This is a genomic window from Alphaproteobacteria bacterium HT1-32 (assembly GCA_009649675.1).
GTDB lineage: Bacteria > Pseudomonadota > Alphaproteobacteria > Rhodospirillales > HT1-32 > HT1-32.
This window is the reverse complement of the sequence record WJPL01000001.1, coordinates 1,167,083-1,182,790: the sequence shown is the minus strand read 5'-3', so window position 1 is coordinate 1,182,790 and position 15,708 is coordinate 1,167,083. Positions and strand designations below refer to the sequence as shown.

Genomic DNA, 15,708 nt, shown 5'->3' with positions numbered 1-15,708 from the left:
AACTCTTCGGGAAAGTTTTCTTTGCCCGGATGCAGTGATGCTGCATCCGGCTTTTCGTGTTTTCGACATGCCGGCGGAGTGCCGGACCAGTTCTGCTACCAGGTGCGGCACAGATCGCGCCAGGCAGATCGCAGTGGATGCCTGTCATGCCACTGTACGACCACGCCCCTCAGGCACCGGCATTGCCGGATTGGCATTTCAGGGGCCAGAACCCACTGGGAGGATACATAGACAATGTCGATTATGACCAGACTGCTGGGCGGTGCCGCCGCCACAGCAATGACAGCCGCAATCGTTCTGACGCCTGCGGTTGCTGAAACCATCAAGATCCGGGTCCAGTCGGTGATTCCGACGAAAGCCGATGAAGTGACGATGCTGAAGGACTATGCCGACACGGTTGCTGCGCTGACCAATGGTGAAGTCCAGATTGAAGTGCTGCCGGCCGGCGCCGTTGTCGGTGTGCAGCAGACGCTTGAGGCCGTTGATCAGGGACTGATCGAAGGCGGATTTGCCTGGACGCATTACTGGTCCGGCCTGCATCCCGCCGCCACCCTGTTCGGATCACCGACGGCCGGTGCCGGTCTCGGGATCGACAATATCGCCTGGGTAAGCTGGTACATGTATGGCGGTGGCCGTGGCCTGTATGAAGAACTCTGGAAAGAAATGGGCGTCAACGTGAAGGGGTTCATGTTGCAGCCGGTCGGACCGGAAGCGCTGGGCTGGTTCAAGGAGCCGATCGAGACGATGGCTGATTTCCGTAAATATCGTTTCCGCACACCACCGGGCATCCCCGGCCAGACCTACAAGGATATCGGTATCGCCGCAGTTGCCATGGGCGGCGGTGATATTCTGCCGGCACTGGAAAAAGGCGTCATCGACGCGGCTGAATGGTGCTGCCCGAAGCCGGACAGCGTGTTCGGTTTCCAGAAAGTACTGAAACACTACTATCTGCAGGGTCTGCATCAGGTGGTCGTCAATGCCGACATGTATCTGAATGGTGATGTCTGGGCCAAGCTGACCCCGCACCAGCAGAAAGCCATGGAAGTGGCCGCCGATGCCTCGCTGATGAAGGCGATGTCCTATCGCATCTATGAAAACGGCAAGGCCCTGAAGGATCTCGTCGATAATCATGGTGTCATCCTGCATGACACGCCAAAGGACTACTTCACCGAATATATGGCTGCGGTGAACAATTCCATGGATCGCTACAAGAAGGAAAATGCCTTCTTCCTGAAGGTCTGGAACTCCATGAAGGAATTCGCGGATATCGCCGTTCCCTACTGGGCCGGTTCACAGACCACCAATGCGAATCTTGGCAATGCCTACGCCAATCAGCTGAAGAAATAATAATATCAGCAGGGTTCCGGGGCGGCTGTTTGAGGTCGCCCCGCAATCCCTCATTCCAGACCCGTTTCACATGACCGGATGACAAGCCGGGTTTCTGTGAAATATCCGGGACGGGTCCGGAATGAGGCGATGAAGTTCTCAGGAAGGCGGCAAGGGGGAGGAATATGGCGGATCTGAAACTTGATGAATTTGCCGATGAGCTGATTGCTGAACGGCGATCCGGTGACGGCAACATGCCGGATGACATGGCGCCCTGGATGGCGTCAACGATCACCGGGATCGACAGGTTCTCGAAATGGACGGGCTATGTCATCTGCTGGCTGGTCATCCCCCTGTTTCTGGCCATGGTCTACGAAATTTTCATGCGCTACGTCTTTGTGGCACCGACCCTCTGGGCTTATGACATCAGCCGCTTTCTTTATGGTGGCATGTTCATGCTGGGGGCCGGGTACGCCTTGTCAAAGGGCGTCCATATCCGCGCCGATTTCATTTACCGGAACTGGGAGCCGCGCAATCAGGGGCGGGTCGACCTGTTCCTTTATATCGTCTTTTATTTCCCCGGTCTGGTTGCTTTCCTGATCACGGCGATGGATTTCGCCTGGAAGGCATGGGAGCGCGGCGAGAAGGGCATGGATACAGCCTGGATGCCGCATGTCGGCCCGATCAAGACAGCCCTGCCGCTCGGTGTGGCCTTTCTCCTCATCCAAGGCGTTTCGGAAGTGCTGAAAAGCTACTACGCCGCCAAAAACAACCGGTGGCCCTGATATGCTGTTCGATTTTCTCTCTCCGGAGATTCTCGGCCTGGTCCTGATCGGGGTCATGCTGTTTGCCATTTTCGTCGGATTTCCGATCTCCTTTACGCTGATCTTCCTCGGCTTCGTGTTTGGCTATCTCGGTTTCGGCAAGGTCGTCTTCTATCTGATGACCTTCCAGTTCTATTCGGTGATGTCTGAACAGACACTGGCGGCTGTCCCGCTGTTCATCTTCATGGGGATCATGATGGAACAGGCGGGACTGATGGAACGCCTGTTCCAGGCGGTGCAGCTGATGCTGTCGCGGGTGCGCGGCTCACTCTATGTGGCGGTGCTGTTCGTCTCGACCATCTTTGCGGCGGCGACCGGTATCGTCGGTGCGTCGGTGACGATTCTCGGGATCATGGCGGCCAAGACCATGAACCGCTCCGGTTATGACGTAAAGCTGGCGGCGGGGACGATTACCGCCGGCGGTACGCTGGGCATCCTGATTCCGCCCTCGATCATGCTGGTGGTCATGGGGCCGGTGATGGAAGTGCCGGTCACCGATCTGTTCGCGGCGGCAATCATTCCCGGCATCATGCTGGCTTTCATGTATATGGCCTATGCGCTGATCCGCTGCTGGCTGAACCCGGCACTGGGTCCGGCACTGGCGATGGAAGACCGGGCCGAAAACATGGGTGTCATCTGGCGCGAATTCCTGCTTGGGCTGGTGCCGCCGGCCGCCCTGGTTGCCTTTGCGCTGGGCAGTATTCTGTTCGGTCTCGCGACACCGACCGAAGGGGCGGGCTGCGGGGCGCTGGGGGCAATGTTGCTGACGCTCGCCTATCGCAAGATGACGCGCAAAAAGCTGTTCGATGCGCTGGTCAAGACGCTCGAAATATCGGCCCTGATTCTGTTTCTGGTCGCGGCGTCAAATTTCTTCGGGGCTGTTTTCTCACGGCTTGGTACGCCGACCATGCTGACCGAGTTCCTGCTTGATCTGGAACTGAACCGCTATGTGATCCTGTTTATTATCATGGCGCTGATTTTCCTGCTGGGCTGGCCGCTCGAATGGGTGCCGATTGTTCTCATCATCGTGCCAATTCTGATTCCGCTGGTGGAAAAGCTTGGTTTCAACCTGACCTGGTTCGGCATTCTGGTTGCGGTAAATCTCCAGACCGCCTGGCTGTCGCCACCGGTGGCGCTGTCGGCTTATTTTCTGAAAGGGGTCGTGCCGGAATGGCCGCTGAAGGATATCTATCTCGGGATGATGCAGTTCATGGGCATTCAGTTGCTCGGCCTTATACTGATCATCATCTTCCCGGCGATCGCACTCTGGTTGCCGGAATATATCTACGGCAACTGAGGGTCATAAAAACATGCCGGACGGTCCGGATAAGATATCACGCTCGATCAGGGCACTGGAACTGGTTGAAATGGTTTCCGCAGCAGGTCACCCCGTCTCGGTCCCCGAGATTGTTCAGGGGACAGGTCTGCCGCGGGCAACCGTGCATCGCCTGGTCAGCATGCTGGAACGTGAAGGCTTTCTGCAACGCGATATGGTCGGTCGCGGCTTTATCGAAGGTCACCGTCTGATCCGCCTCGGCAATTCGGTGATCGGTGGCTCCGGGGCCCGGGCGCTGCGCCACCGGATCATGACCGACCTGTCGGCAGAGCTGGGGGAGACCTGCAACCTCGCCGTGCCGGAAGGCGGAGAGATGGTCTATTTTGACCGGGTCGAGGCGAAATGGCAGCTTGGCGTCCGTTTTGCCATTGGCAGCCGGGTGCCGCTGCATTGTACGGCCAGCGGAAAGCTCTACCTCAGTTCACTGCCGCCGGATCAGCGCCGCCGGATGATTCGCCGGCTCGACCTGCATCCCTTTACCGCACAGACGATCACTTCTGCCGACAGGCTGGAAGCCGCGCTGGACGTGATCGCGGAGACCGGGATCGGAACGGACGATCAGGAACTGCTCGACAGCATGATCGCGGCATCGGTGCCGGTCCTTGATGGCAGCGGCCGCCTGTGCGCCACCCTGTCTGTTCATGCGGCGGTGATGCGGATGGACATTGAACAGGCTGTGGCCTGCGCCCCTGCATTGCGCCGGGCAGCGGCGGAACTGTCGATGCTGAATATGGATATTGTTGCAACCGGTCTGCCGGACGGGGCGGCTGGTTAATCCCTCACCAGGAGACGAAGAATGGCCATCACCTACATAAAGAAGGCGGAAAAAACCTCGGCTACCGGCGAAGATGACACCCGGCGTATCGTCGGGGAGATGCTGGCTGAGATTGAGGCAAAAGGAGAATCGGCCGCCAGAATCTACAGTCACAAGCTGGACGGCTATGACGGTGAGGTCATTGCCACCCGTGAGATGATTGAAGCCGCATCGGCACAGGTGCCGCAGCAACTGAAGGATGATCTGCGTTTCGCCCATGACCGCATCCGGGGATTTGCCGAACGGCAGAAAGCCAGCATGTCGGAATTCGAGGCCGAATTGTCGCCGGGCCTGTGGGCCGGTCAGAAGCTGATTCCGATGGATTGTGCGGGCTGTTATGTCCCCGGCGGACGTTATGCCCATGTCGCCTCCGCGATCATGAGTATCACCACCGCCAAGGTTGCGGGCGTGCGCAATATTATTGCCTGTTCGGCCCCGAAACCCGGACAGGGGATCAATCCGGCGATCCTCTACACCATGGATATGTGCGGGGCCGACCATATCCTTGCGATGGGGGGCGTGCAGGGGATTGCCGCCATGACCTTTGGCCTGTTCACCGGTCACAAGGCGAATATTCTGGTTGGTCCGGGCAACCGGTTTGTGGCAGAGGCCAAGCGCATGCTGTTTGGCCGGGTCGGGATTGACCTGTTTGCCGGTCCGACGGAAATTGCCATCATCGCCGATGACAGCGCGGACGCGGAAGTGGTTGCGGTTGATCTGGTCGGACAGGCCGAGCACGGCCCGGATTCCCCGGCCTGGCTGGTCACCACCTCGCGCCGGCTGGCAGATGATGTGGCATCCCGCATGGACCGGCTGATTGCGGCCCTGCCGGATGTACAGGCAAAGGCGGCCGAAGCGGCCTGGCGTGATTATGGTGAAATTGTCCTCTGTGATTCTGATGAAGAGGCGGCGACCGTTTCCGATAATTACGCCCCCGAACATCTGGAGGTCCAGACCACCAATCTCGACTGGTATGTGGCGCGACTGCGCAATTACGGCTCGTTGTTTGTGGGCGAGGAAACGACGGTTGCTTTCGGGGATAAATGCTCCGGCACCAATCATATCCTGCCAACCAAGGGTGCGGGCCATTACACGGGCGGGCTGTCGGTGCACAAGTTCATCAAGGTGGTCACCACCCAGCGCATGACGCAGGAGGCCAACCGTGATGTGGCGGCCGTAACTGCCCGGATATCCCGGCTGGAAGGCATGGAAGCCCATGCCCGCACCGGCGATGTGCGGCTTGATAAATATTTCCCGGATGAGACCTTCACCACCAGCGCGGTCTGACCTGCGATGGCAACCCTGTTTGATCTGAAGGGAAGGCGGGTGCTGGTTACCGGGGCGGCATCCGGCATTGGCCGGCATTTTGCTGACGTACTGGCAGCGGCGGGTGCTTCGGTGGTGCTGCTGGCCCGGCGCCGGGACCGGCTGGAACAGGCGGCGGCGGAAATCACGGTTGCCGGGGGCAAGGCGGCAGTGTTGGAGGGGGATCTGCTGGATCGCAACAGCCTGCCCGGTCTTGCGGCAGGTGCGGCCGATGCCTTCGGCCCGATTGATATTCTCATCAACGCGGCGGGGATCAATCATCGCCAGCCGGTTGAGGACATCACCTGGGAAAGCTGGGATTCGACGATCAACCTCAATCTCGCCGCGCCGTTTTTTCTGGCCCGGCTGCTGGTGCCGGGCATGCAGAAACAGGGCTGGGGGCGGGTCATCAACTTCGCTTCGTTGCAGACTGAACGGGCGTTTGCCAATGGTCTGGCCTATGGCGCTTCAAAGGGTGGCGTTGGCCAGCTGACCCGTGCCATGGCAGAAGCCTGGAGCCGTGACGGCATCGGCTGCAATGCCATTGCACCAGGCTTTTTCCCGACGGAGCTGACCGGCCCGGTCTTTGATGATGCGGCGATGTCAGAGCGGCTGGCCAGTCAGACGGCGATTGGCCGCAATGGCCGGATGGCCGACCTCGACGGCACCATTCTCTATCTCACATCACCGGCCTCCGACTATGTGACTGGCCAGATCATCTATGTGGATGGTGGCTTTACGGCGAAATAACCCCTGATAACCAGAGGACAGGCTGACCATGAAAGCGCTGGTTTACACAGATACCCTTGAAGTCACCTATCGTGACGAGCCGGAACCGGACCCGGCAGCAGGGGATGCGGTTGTCCGTATTGATGCGGTGGGGGTTTGTGGATCTGACATGCATGCCTATCACGGTATGGATGCACGAAGGGTGCCGCCGCTGATCCTCGGTCATGAAGCCGCCGGGCTGGTGCAGTCCGGCCGGATGCAGGGCCAGATGGCCATTCTCAATCCGCTGATCACCTGTGGTGTCTGTAACCATTGTCTTGGCGGTCGCCCGAATCTCTGCGGCCAGCGCGAGCTGATCGGCATGCGCCTTCCCGGTGCCTTCGCACAATATATCTCAATCCCTGAACAGAACCTGATTGCGATGCCCGGGGGCATGGACCCGGTGAAGGCGGCGGTTACGGAGCCTGCGGCAACCTCACTGCATGCGGTTCTGCTGGCTGAGCGTATTCTCAGCCGTCCCGTCAGTGAATGCCGGGCGCTGATTCTCGGTGGTGGCTCGATCGGCCTGCTGGCCGCCCTGTTTCTGCATCACAAGGGCTGTCGCGACATCATGCTGGGCGACACCAACGCGCTGCGCCGCCAGACTGTCGACGCCGAAGGCTGTGCCGCTGTCTACAACCCGCTCGAGGGACCGCAGCCGGAAGATGACGCTTACGATCTGGTCATTGATGCGGTCGGCAGCAGACATACCCGCGCTGCCGCCTCACAGAAGGTGGCGTCCGGCGGGGTCATCAGCCATGTCGGTCTGCTGGATAATGACGGCGGCCTCGATACCCGCCGCCTGACCCTGCAGGAAGTCACCTTCATCGGCAACTACACCTACACCCCCGTCGACCTCCGCGCCGCCCTGACAGCGATCCACCGGGGCGACCTGGGTGATCTGAACTGGGTGGAAACACGTCCGCTGAGTGAAGGCGCGGGCGCCTTCGCTGATCTGCATGAAGGACGCTCTGCCGCAGCGAAGATTGTGTTGCTGCCGTGAGGATCAAATGTGGCGTAATCAGGTAACTTCCGGAACCCGGTCGCCGGTCCAGGTGAATATCCGGGTTGCTCCCTGTCTGATGTTCTGAATTACCGATGGTCTCAGGGCAACGAGGCAGCGGCCTTCCGGATGACGTGCGGAAGGGTAGAGAATACCGTTTGAATTTGCCTCCTGCCGCAGTGACCGGGCGAGGGCTTGCCCCGCAGGATAGGCGATGGCGGGGTCGGAGTTGAGGCAGGGGATTTCGGGCAGACCTGTGAGGTCATGCATCTGTGATGTGAAGCCGGAGAGCAGTTCCCGGTAGGCTGTGATGTTTTCATAAATGCCAACTGCATCCAGTTCCCGTGTCAGATGCCAGATGACCTCTGCCTGTGCGGTCTCGGATGCATAGCTTCCCCAGGCCGCATACCAGGCCCCCCTTTCCGCTCCGTTGAACCGGTTGCCGGTCGGACGGGTATAGCAGAAGGCAGCATTGATGTAGGTCCAGCCAAAGCCGTCGGCTTCTGTGCGCAGTTCATTTCTGCGGAGGCCGGGGGGCCGCGGCATTATGCCGGCCTGCCGGGCGGATGTCCGGCTTTCCAGCTCTTCCAGAATGGCGCGATCAGCGTCCGAGTCTGCCAGCGGACCGAGCGCGGGTTCTTTGATATAGGCAGTGGAAATCAACCGTATTGTGTCGGGTTCCGTGAAACTGACGGACGGAATTGCCGAAAGATCGGTCATATACCACCCCGTAAGGCGTCAATATGCTGACGGACGCTCGACAGACCGGGAATGCCGTGGGCGATCATGAAGCTGACAGGCGATGACCCCTCAAAGAATGGCCCCTTGTTCGGCAGTTTTGGCCAGCCGTTCTGCAGGGGGCCGTTGAACAACAGGCGAAGGCCCTTGAAGATGCCAATGATCAGACTGGCCCGGGTCATCTTGTCCTGATCGAGACTGCCCCGGAATGTTCCTGCTTTCATTCGGCTCCATGTCGCGGAAGGAACGTCAAACAATGCAGCAGCTTCGGCATTGCTCAGCCCCCAGTTCTCGGCAACCCGGACGACAGCCCTGATGATGACGGTAATCTGTTCACGCTCACCCATTGGGGAGGGAGCGATGAACTCTGCGACCTGTTCGCCAAATCCGCCTGACATGAATCACCATATGAAATTTCATACCTTATCATATGATAATATCTATGATTGTTCAAGTCAGACCGAAAGCGCCTGCGAGGCAGGGGCAGGTGGCCAGAGCTTTTGATCACACGCAAATGCATCACCCGGCCGAATTGGTCGGGGGAGGCAGATCTGACTGTCTGGAAAGTCTCAATGGAGCGGGCGAGGCGATTCGAACGCCCGACCCTAACCTTGGCAAGGTTATGCTCTACCCCTGAGCTACGCCCGCTTCCTTGAGGGCGCGGAATATGGCGCAAGATGGTTTCCTTTGCAAGCCGGTTTTGACAGTTATTTTGATGGGGTGAAAATGGTGGCCGGGCTTGCCCGCCAGAGGCCACGGACCTAAGGTTCCGGTCTCACCCGAGACGACAGGAAATCAACAGATGTCAGAAATTCCCTGGACCCCGCCCGGTCCGGCCCCGACGACGCCTGAGGCCCTGCTGGCACGGCTGACGGCTTTGGGTATCGAGACTGAAAACCACACTCACCCGCCGTTGTTCACGGTCGAGGATTCCAAGGCTCTGCGCGGCGACCTGCCGGGCGGGCATTGCAAGAATCTGTTCCTGAAAGACAAGAAGCAGCAGCTGTGGCTGGTAGTCACGCTGGAAGACCGCCCGATTCGCATGAAGGCGTTGGAAGGCGTCATCGGCGCGGCGCGGCTGAGTTTCGGCAAGCCCGATCTGTTGTGGGATGTGCTGGGTGTCATTCCGGGCTCGGTGACACCTTTTGCGCTGATCAATGATACGGATCTGCGTGTCCGCCCGGTCATTGATGCGGGGATGCTGGAGTATAGCCCGCTGAATTATCACCCGCTGACAAACGAGATGACATCGGCCATTCGCCCGGACGATCTGATGACCTTTATCCGTGCCTGCGGACATGTCCCGATTATTGAAGACCTGTCAGGCTGCGGCGGCTGAATCTATCCTCTTGCCGGGTCCGAACCTTGTTTCAGGCCCTGTGCACCTCTATCTCTCATCCAACACAATGAAGGCTGAAGACACATGACGGATATCCTGCTCAACGGCGACGGAACACCGGTCACCCCGACCGGAACACAGGCTGGTGCTGCCGCCGGCGACCTCATCAAGGACTCGGACAGTGCCGGTTTCATGGCTGATGTCATCGAGGCCTCGAAGACGGTGCCGGTGATCGTCGATTTCTGGGCGACCTGGTGCGGTCCCTGCAAAACGCTCGGGCCGACGCTGGAAAAGGCCGTAATGGCGGCGAAGGGTGCTGTCCGTCTGGTGAAGGTTGATGTCGACAAGTCACCGGAGATTTCTCAGCAGCTGCGTATCCAGTCCATCCCGACGGTCTATGCCTTCTATCAGGGCCAGCCGGTTGACGGATTTCAGGGCGCGGTGCCGGAAAGCGAGATCAAGGCCTTCATCGACAAGCTGGTAACCCTGTCCGGCGGGACGGCGCCGGGTGAGGATCTGGCTGCCGCACTGGAGCAGGCGGGTGAGTTGCTGGCTGCCGGTGATGTGGAGAATGCGGTCGCCGTCTATACGCAGGTGGTTGAGGTCGAGCCCGAAAATGCAGATGCAATCGGTGGTCTTGCACGGGCCTATCTTGCAATGGGCGAAGGTGAGGCCGCGAAGGAAATGATCGGTGGCCTGTCGGAAAGCCTGAAACTGGCGGCGCCGATACAGGCCGCCCTGTCCGCGATTGAACTGGCGGGTCAGGCTGAAGCCGCTGCCGGAAATCTTGCCGGTCTGAAAGCCGCAGTAGAAGCCAGCCCGCGCGATCATCAGGCCTTGTTTGATCTGGCGATGGGGCTTTATGCGGTCGGTGAAAATGAGGCGGCGGCAGACCATCTGCTGCGCAGTATCGAGATCGACCGTACCTGGAATGATGAGGCAGCGCGCAAGCAGCTGGTCAAGCTGTTCGAGGCATTTGGTCCGATGGACCCGGTGACCATTGCAGCCCGTCGCCGTCTGTCTTCTGTCCTGTTTTCCTGAATCAGGATTATTCATGACCCGCCCGGCCTTCCATCCCGATTTCGAGAAACTGCCGCAGACCCTGCCGGTCTTTCCGCTGACGGGGGTTCTGTTGCTGCCGGGCGGGCAGTTACCACTGAATATCTTCGAGCCGCGTTATCTCACCATGACGCAGGATGCGCTGGGTGAATCGCAACGCCTGATCGGAATGATACAGCCGCGGGATGAAAATGCTGGCGGAGAGAAACCGGCGCTCCGTTCTATCGGCTGTGCCGGACGGCTGTCAGCTTTCCAGGAAACCGATGACGGTCGCTATCTGATCAGCCTGACCGGTGTCATCCGTTTCCGGATCAGCGAGGAAATCGACACGCTGCGCGGCTATCGCCGGGTCGTGCCTGACTATACGGCTTTCCGGGATGACCTGCGGTGCTATGACGGGTCAGCGGAGTTTGACAAGGAACGGCTGGTTGCCGCCCTGAAACCCTATTTCGACCTGAAGGGGATCGAGGCGGATATGGACAGCCTGAAAACCTGCGCAGATGAGACGCTGGTGACAACGCTGGCGATGTCCTGTCCTTTTTCACCGACAGAGCAGCAGGCGCTGCTGGAATTTGATACGCTGGCAGAGCGGGCCGATGCGCTGAGCGCCATGATGGAAATGGAAACGCTTGAGACTGGCGGCCCGCGTAGTACAACCCGTCAGTAGCTTCACGTCTTTCACAGATGAGGGTAAACGCCATGTCCACGGGCGCAGCAAAAAGCGGGGTCGACCCGAAACTGCTCGAAATTCTGGTCTGCCCCGGCAGCCATGAGCCGCTGGAATATGATGCGGAGAAAGCGGAACTGATCGCCCGTAAAACCGGCCTTGCCTTTCCGATTCGCGACGGAATCCCCATCATGCTGATCGACGAGGCGCGGGAACTGACCGACGCTGAACGTAACGGGCGCTGATCCGGCCATGGGTGATTTTGACATTGACCGCAGCCCGTCTGAAATCCGGGTAAAACGCGAAGAACGCTGCATCGAAATCGATTTCGAAGACGGCAAAAGCTTCCGTCTTCCCGCCGAACTGTTGCGCGTCGAAAGCCCTTCAGCGGAAGTACAGGGCCACGGCCCCTCGCAGAAGAAGATCATCGACCAGCGCCGCCATGTCGGCATCATGAAGGTCGAGGCGGTAGGACATTACGCGATCCGGATCACTTTCGACGATCTGCATGACACGGGTATCTACAGCTGGGACTATCTCTATCATCTCGGTGAAAACCAGACCGAGATCTGGCAGACCTATCTCGACAAGCTCGAAGAAAAAGGCCTCAGCCGCGACCCCAAACGCCGCCACTAGACCAGCACGGGCAGGGATCCTGAAACAAGTCCAGGATGAGATGAGTGGGGAACGCAGAGCAGCTGCCTTGCGTCCACAGGACCAGCCAGCAAGTTGACCGCACGCCGCCAATATAACCCCTCCCTCATCCTGAATTTGTTTCAGGATCAGGGAACTGGTGGCTCACTCCGCAGATGCCCCTTACAGCAAGTCGACGACGATGGCGCCGGAGGGGTCGATGGTGGCTTTGGCGGCGGGGGGGATGACCAGCGTTGATTCACGGGCTTCCACCAGTGCCGGGCCATCGAAGCTGTCGCCGGTAGCCAGTTTTGCAGCGTCATAGACCGGGGTATCGACAAAGCCGTCACTGCTGAACCAGGCCTTGCGATGTCCTTTCAGGGCCTGACCGGGTGTTGTGCCGCTGCCTTTCAGGGTTAGCTCCGGGACCGGCCCGGCGACAACGACGCGCCAGGAAATAATCTCGACGGCCATGTTTTCCGCCCGGCCAAACAGGGCCTTGTAGGCAGTATCAAATCGCTGACGCAGGTCATCTGCGCTGGCGCTGACGGCGACATCGCGGGGCGTCGGTGTCTCCACCTCATAGCCCTGCCCGACATAGCGCATCAGGGCGCTGACAGTAGTCACAGCATCGGCATCGGCGACACCGGACAGGCGCAACATGTCACGGCCACGGGCTTCCATGTCATCCAGAGCGGTGGCCACGGCAGGCCAGTCGGCTTCATCAAGGCGGCGCATATCGGCCTGAACGAATTCGAAAGACGGCGGTGAGGCGATCATGCCGAGAGCGGAGGCAACACCGGCTGCCGCCGGGGCAACAACACGTTTGGCTCCCATCTTGCGGGCCAGTGAGCAGGCATGGACAGGCCCGGCCCCGCCGATTGCGACGATGCTGTAGCGGTCGATGCGACGGCCTTTTTCCAGCGCATGAATGGCGGCTGCCTGCGCCATGTTTTCGGTGACCGTTTCATGCACGCCCCAGGCAGCCTGTTCTGCGTCAAGGCCAAGGGGTGTGCCGATCCGGTTCTGCAGGGCAGCGCGGGCGGCCTCGACATCCAGGGCCATGTCACCGCCCAGAAAGTTGCCGGGGTCCAGATAGCCAAGCACCAGATCCGCGTCGGTGACTGTCGCGTCTTCGCCGCCCTGACCGTAACAGGCCGGGCCGGGCTGGGCGCTGGCGGAATCCGGGCCGACCTGAATCAGTCCCATGCCGTCGATGCGGGCGATACTGCCGCCACCGGCACCGACTTCGATCATGTCGACGACCGGCACCTGAAGGGGCAGGCCGCTGCCTTTCGAGAAACGGTGCATGCGGGCGACTTCAAAGTCACGGGCACGGGTCGGGCGTCCGCCTTCGATCAGGCAGGCTTTGGCCGTGGTGCCGCCCATATCGAAACACATGACATCGCCCAGACCGGCGGCTTGTCCAAACAAAGCAGCGGCCTGTGCGCCGCCGGCGGGGCCGGACTGTACCAGCCGGATCGGATAGGTGACGGCCGCTTTCGCATGGACCGCGCCACCATCTGACAGCATCAGGAACAGGTCACGGGTAAAGCCTGCCTGTTTCAGGCCGCTTTCCAGCCGCGCCACATAATCCCGGAAAACAGGGTGGACATAGGCATTGGCGACGGTGGTCGAACTTCGCTCATATTCACCGATCTCCGGGGTCACTTCACTGGACAGGCTGACCGCAAGTTCCGGTGCCTCCTCAGCCAGAATTTCGCCGATCCGAACTTCATGATCGGAATTCCGGAAAGCATGCAGCAGAACAACGGCGACCGCACGGGTGCTGCTGCCGGCCAGCTGGCGGGCCAGACGGCGAACCGCATCTTCATCCAGCGGGGTGACGACGGCGCCATCCGGACCAACACGTTCCGGTGCTTCAAGGCGACGGGCACGCGGGACCAGCGGGGTCGGCGGGTCAATGGTCAGGTCGAACAGGTCATAGCGCCATTCCCGGCCGAATTCGAGAATGTCACGGAAGCCCTCGGTCGTAATCAGCGCCGTCTCGACGCCCTTTCGTTCGATCAGCGCGTTGGCGACCAGCGTGGTACCATGAATGACGGATTTCAGCGATTCCGGGCCAAACCCTGCCTTTGCGAGGATTTTGCCGACACCTTCCAGTACGGCACGTTCCGGTGCGTCCGGTGTGGTCAGAACCTTTTCCAGGACAATCCGGTCTGCCGACGGATCATGCAGCACCAGATCGGTAAAGGTGCCGCCGATATCAACGCCCAGACGCAGGTCAGCGGTCGCACTCATAGATCAGCTCCATAGACAGATTTTGCCTTTGCCGGGCTCAGCAGGCCGCTGGCGACATCGGCTTTGACATGTGCGGGATTGCGCTTTTTCGGATCCCCGATACCGCCCCCGCCCGGTGGCTGGAAGGTAACGGTCTGGCCGGGCTGCACCATGGTCTCGCTTTTTGCCGGGATCGGCTTGCCATCGACCAGATCAAGTCCGGGTGCGCCGTTGGTACCGCCTTGCAGACCGCGCGGCGGATAGGTGATGCGCTCATGCCGGATCGTCATCAGCAGGGGTTCTTCACCGACATTCAGAAAGGATAACCGCTGCGACGGACCACCGCGGAAGGTGCCGTCACCACCGGAATCGGTAACGAAGGCCTTTTCGGTGACCAGCAGGGGCACCTGATTTTCAAACTGTTCGATGGACTGGTTCGAGACGTTGGAGGGGAAGGACAGGCAACCCGGTCCGTCACTGCCAGCCCGTGCACCATGACCGCCATTCATGAAAAACATTTTGACGAAACGCCGGTCATTGCGGCTGTCGCGTCCGCGGAAATAGACGTTCCAGAGAGGCGATCCGGATTCAGCCGCAATGCGGTCGGGGGCACATTTTGACAGCGCCCCGAAAACCGCGGGCGGGACATAATGGCCGGAGAGATGACGACCCCAGACCGGGGCCGGGCGGGCGGCATTCAGCAGGCTGGCTTCCGGTGCGGTGACCGTGATCGGCTGAAATGATCCGTCATTATTGGGGGCATGCGGATCAAGCGCACATTTCAGGGCATAGCAGGCATAGGCGCGGGTATAGTTCAGCACACAGTTCACCGGCCGGTCGATCTGGCCGGAGGTGCCTTCAAAATCGACGGTGATGCCGTCGCCCCTGACGATCAGGCTGCATCGGATGGTCAGCGGATGGTCGAATCCGTCGACGGTCATTTCATCTTCATAACGGCCGTCCGGCAGGTCAGAAATAACCTTGCGCATGCTCTGTTCCGATCGGGACAGAATTTCGTCGATGACGGAATCGATTTCTTCCAGTCCTTCATCATCCATCAGCTGGAACAGCCGGGCCTCTGCCTCGCGATAGGCGACAAGCTGGGCGCGGATATCACCGAGGGTTTCTTCCGGTTCGCGCAGGTTCTCGTTCAGGAAGTCAAGGATTGTCTGATTTTCCTCACCGGCGACAACCAGTTTGGAAACCGGAATGCAGAGCCCTTCCTGATAGCAGTCACGGGCCGTCGGTGACGGTGCGCCGCCGATATCAACCGTATGGGCGGTGCTGCCGGCAAAAGCCACGACGCGACCGTTACGGAACAGGGGTGCGGCCAGCGAGATATCATTCAGATGGCCGGTGCCAAGCCAGGGGTCGTTCGAGATCAGCACATCACCGGGCTTCAGTGTTTCCAGCGGGAACTTGTCCAGCATGGCCCGCAGGGTGGCCGGCAGCGTGCCGATAAAGGAAGGGATGCTCTTGCGGGTCTGGATGAACTGGCGGCCGGTGCGGTCGAGCAGGCTGAAGGCCAGATCGTGATTTTCGCGCACCACCGAGGAAAAGGAGGTGCGGATAAAGGTCTCGGCGACCTCGTCCACCATACCGGCGAGACGACGCCAGACCAGTCCGAGCCGGACAGGATCAAGTTCAGTCATGAC

16 protein-coding genes and 1 tRNA gene are annotated in these 15,708 nt (G+C 59.8%); 12 read left to right on the top strand and 5 right to left on the bottom strand.

Annotation, left to right across the window (positions count from 1 at the left end; all coding sequences use genetic code 11):
* Positions 1-243: 243 nt before the first annotated feature.
* From GH722_05640 to GH722_05610, 7 genes are all read left to right on the top strand, one after another.
* A complete protein-coding gene (locus GH722_05640) occupies positions 244-1,347 on the top strand; it encodes a C4-dicarboxylate ABC transporter substrate-binding protein (protein ID MRG71239.1) in 1,104 nt (367 codons plus the stop codon).
* Positions 1,348-1,511: 164 nt separating this feature from the next.
* Positions 1,512-2,111, top strand: coding sequence for a TRAP transporter small permease subunit (locus tag GH722_05635; protein MRG71238.1), 600 nt, complete (start codon positions 1,512-1,514; stop codon positions 2,109-2,111).
* Between the two features lies 1 nt (position 2,112).
* Positions 2,113-3,447, top strand: coding sequence for a TRAP transporter large permease subunit (locus GH722_05630; protein ID MRG71237.1), 1,335 nt, complete (start codon positions 2,113-2,115; stop codon positions 3,445-3,447).
* Between the two features lie 13 nt (positions 3,448-3,460).
* Positions 3,461-4,261 carry a helix-turn-helix domain-containing protein gene (locus GH722_05625; GenBank protein MRG71236.1) on the top strand — a complete coding sequence of 267 codons (801 nt, stop codon included), beginning with the start codon at positions 3,461-3,463 and terminating at the stop codon, positions 4,259-4,261.
* A gap of 21 nt (positions 4,262-4,282) precedes the next feature.
* The gene (gene hisD, locus GH722_05620; GenBank protein MRG71235.1) at positions 4,283-5,587 is read left to right on the top strand and encodes a histidinol dehydrogenase; all 1,305 of its coding nucleotides are present in this window, start codon (positions 4,283-4,285) and stop codon (positions 5,585-5,587) included.
* Between the two features lie 6 nt (positions 5,588-5,593).
* Positions 5,594-6,355 carry an SDR family oxidoreductase gene (locus GH722_05615; GenBank protein MRG71234.1) on the top strand — a complete coding sequence of 254 codons (762 nt, stop codon included), beginning with the start codon at positions 5,594-5,596 and terminating at the stop codon, positions 6,353-6,355.
* 28 nt (positions 6,356-6,383) lie between these two features.
* A complete protein-coding gene (locus GH722_05610) occupies positions 6,384-7,376 on the top strand; it encodes an alcohol dehydrogenase catalytic domain-containing protein (protein ID MRG71233.1) in 993 nt (330 codons plus the stop codon).
* Between the two features lie 18 nt (positions 7,377-7,394).
* On the opposite strand, the gene GH722_05605 is transcribed toward GH722_05610, so the two are convergent.
* The 3 genes from GH722_05605 to GH722_05595 all read right to left on the bottom strand — a co-directional run bounded on the left by GH722_05605 (position 7,395) and on the right by GH722_05595 (position 8,762).
* A complete protein-coding gene (locus GH722_05605; protein ID MRG71232.1) occupies positions 7,395-8,096 on the bottom strand; it encodes an RES domain-containing protein in 702 nt (233 codons plus the stop codon).
* Positions 8,093-8,512, bottom strand: coding sequence for a DUF2384 domain-containing protein (locus GH722_05600; protein ID MRG71231.1), 420 nt, complete (start codon positions 8,510-8,512; stop codon positions 8,093-8,095). The genes GH722_05605 and GH722_05600 overlap by 4 nt, the downstream gene beginning before the upstream one ends.
* A gap of 175 nt (positions 8,513-8,687) precedes the next feature.
* Positions 8,688-8,762 (bottom strand) — tRNA-Gly (locus tag GH722_05595).
* 154 nt (positions 8,763-8,916) lie between these two features.
* Between GH722_05595 and GH722_05590 the strand changes: the two genes are divergently transcribed.
* The 5 genes from GH722_05590 to GH722_05570 all read left to right on the top strand — a co-directional run bounded on the left by GH722_05590 (position 8,917) and on the right by GH722_05570 (position 11,815).
* Entirely contained in the window at positions 8,917-9,453 is a 537-nt protein-coding gene (locus GH722_05590; protein ID MRG71230.1) for a prolyl-tRNA synthetase associated domain-containing protein, read from the top strand.
* Between the two features lie 84 nt (positions 9,454-9,537).
* Entirely contained in the window at positions 9,538-10,494 is a 957-nt protein-coding gene (gene trxA / locus GH722_05585; GenBank protein MRG71229.1) for a thioredoxin, read from the top strand.
* 13 nt (positions 10,495-10,507) lie between these two features.
* Positions 10,508-11,179, top strand: coding sequence for a peptidase S16 (locus GH722_05580; protein MRG71228.1), 672 nt, complete (start codon positions 10,508-10,510; stop codon positions 11,177-11,179).
* 17 nt (positions 11,180-11,196) lie between these two features.
* Positions 11,197-11,424, top strand: a complete 228-nt coding sequence (locus GH722_05575; GenBank protein MRG71227.1) for a Trm112 family protein — start codon at positions 11,197-11,199, stop codon at positions 11,422-11,424.
* Positions 11,425-11,431: 7 nt separating this feature from the next.
* Positions 11,432-11,815 (top strand): DUF971 domain-containing protein, encoded by a 384-nt coding sequence (locus GH722_05570; GenBank protein MRG71226.1) that lies wholly within the window; start codon positions 11,432-11,434, stop codon positions 11,813-11,815.
* Positions 11,816-11,995: 180 nt separating this feature from the next.
* Here GH722_05570 and GH722_05565 read toward each other — a convergent pair whose 3' ends face one another.
* A complete protein-coding gene (locus GH722_05565) occupies positions 11,996-14,074 on the bottom strand; it encodes a hydantoinase/oxoprolinase family protein (protein MRG71225.1) in 2,079 nt (692 codons plus the stop codon).
* On the bottom strand, positions 14,071-15,705 hold the full coding sequence (locus GH722_05560; GenBank protein MRG71224.1) for a hydantoinase B/oxoprolinase family protein: 1,635 nt from the start codon (positions 15,703-15,705) through the stop codon (positions 14,071-14,073). The genes GH722_05565 and GH722_05560 overlap by 4 nt, the downstream gene beginning before the upstream one ends.
* Positions 15,706-15,708 lie beyond the last annotated feature (3 nt).

Excerpts from the sequence above, each read along its gene's own strand:
- GH722_05640 (MRG71239.1), top strand. The coding sequence starts at position 244 with ATGACCAGACTGCTGGGCGGTGCCGCCGCCACAGCAATGACAGCCGCA.
- GH722_05635 (MRG71238.1), top strand. The coding sequence starts at position 1,512 with ATGGCGGATCTGAAACTTGATGAATTTGCCGATGAGCTGATTGCTGAA.
- GH722_05630 (MRG71237.1), top strand. The coding sequence starts at position 2,113 with ATGCTGTTCGATTTTCTCTCTCCGGAGATTCTCGGCCTGGTCCTGATC.
- GH722_05625 (MRG71236.1), top strand. The coding sequence starts at position 3,461 with ATGCCGGACGGTCCGGATAAGATATCACGCTCGATCAGGGCACTGGAA.
- hisD (MRG71235.1), top strand. The coding sequence starts at position 4,283 with ATGGCCATCACCTACATAAAGAAGGCGGAAAAAACCTCGGCTACCGGC.
- GH722_05615 (MRG71234.1), top strand. The coding sequence starts at position 5,594 with ATGGCAACCCTGTTTGATCTGAAGGGAAGGCGGGTGCTGGTTACCGGG.
- GH722_05610 (MRG71233.1), top strand. The coding sequence starts at position 6,384 with ATGAAAGCGCTGGTTTACACAGATACCCTTGAAGTCACCTATCGTGAC.
- GH722_05605 (MRG71232.1), bottom strand. The coding sequence starts at position 8,096 with ATGACCGATCTTTCGGCAATTCCGTCCGTCAGTTTCACGGAACCCGAC.
- GH722_05600 (MRG71231.1), bottom strand. The coding sequence starts at position 8,512 with ATGTCAGGCGGATTTGGCGAACAGGTCGCAGAGTTCATCGCTCCCTCC.
- GH722_05590 (MRG71230.1), top strand. The coding sequence starts at position 8,917 with ATGTCAGAAATTCCCTGGACCCCGCCCGGTCCGGCCCCGACGACGCCT.
- trxA (MRG71229.1), top strand. The coding sequence starts at position 9,538 with ATGACGGATATCCTGCTCAACGGCGACGGAACACCGGTCACCCCGACC.
- GH722_05580 (MRG71228.1), top strand. The coding sequence starts at position 10,508 with ATGACCCGCCCGGCCTTCCATCCCGATTTCGAGAAACTGCCGCAGACC.
- GH722_05575 (MRG71227.1), top strand. The coding sequence starts at position 11,197 with ATGAGGGTAAACGCCATGTCCACGGGCGCAGCAAAAAGCGGGGTCGAC.
- GH722_05570 (MRG71226.1), top strand. The coding sequence starts at position 11,432 with ATGGGTGATTTTGACATTGACCGCAGCCCGTCTGAAATCCGGGTAAAA.
- GH722_05565 (MRG71225.1), bottom strand. The coding sequence starts at position 14,074 with ATGAGTGCGACCGCTGACCTGCGTCTGGGCGTTGATATCGGCGGCACC.
- GH722_05560 (MRG71224.1), bottom strand. The coding sequence starts at position 15,705 with ATGACTGAACTTGATCCTGTCCGGCTCGGACTGGTCTGGCGTCGTCTC.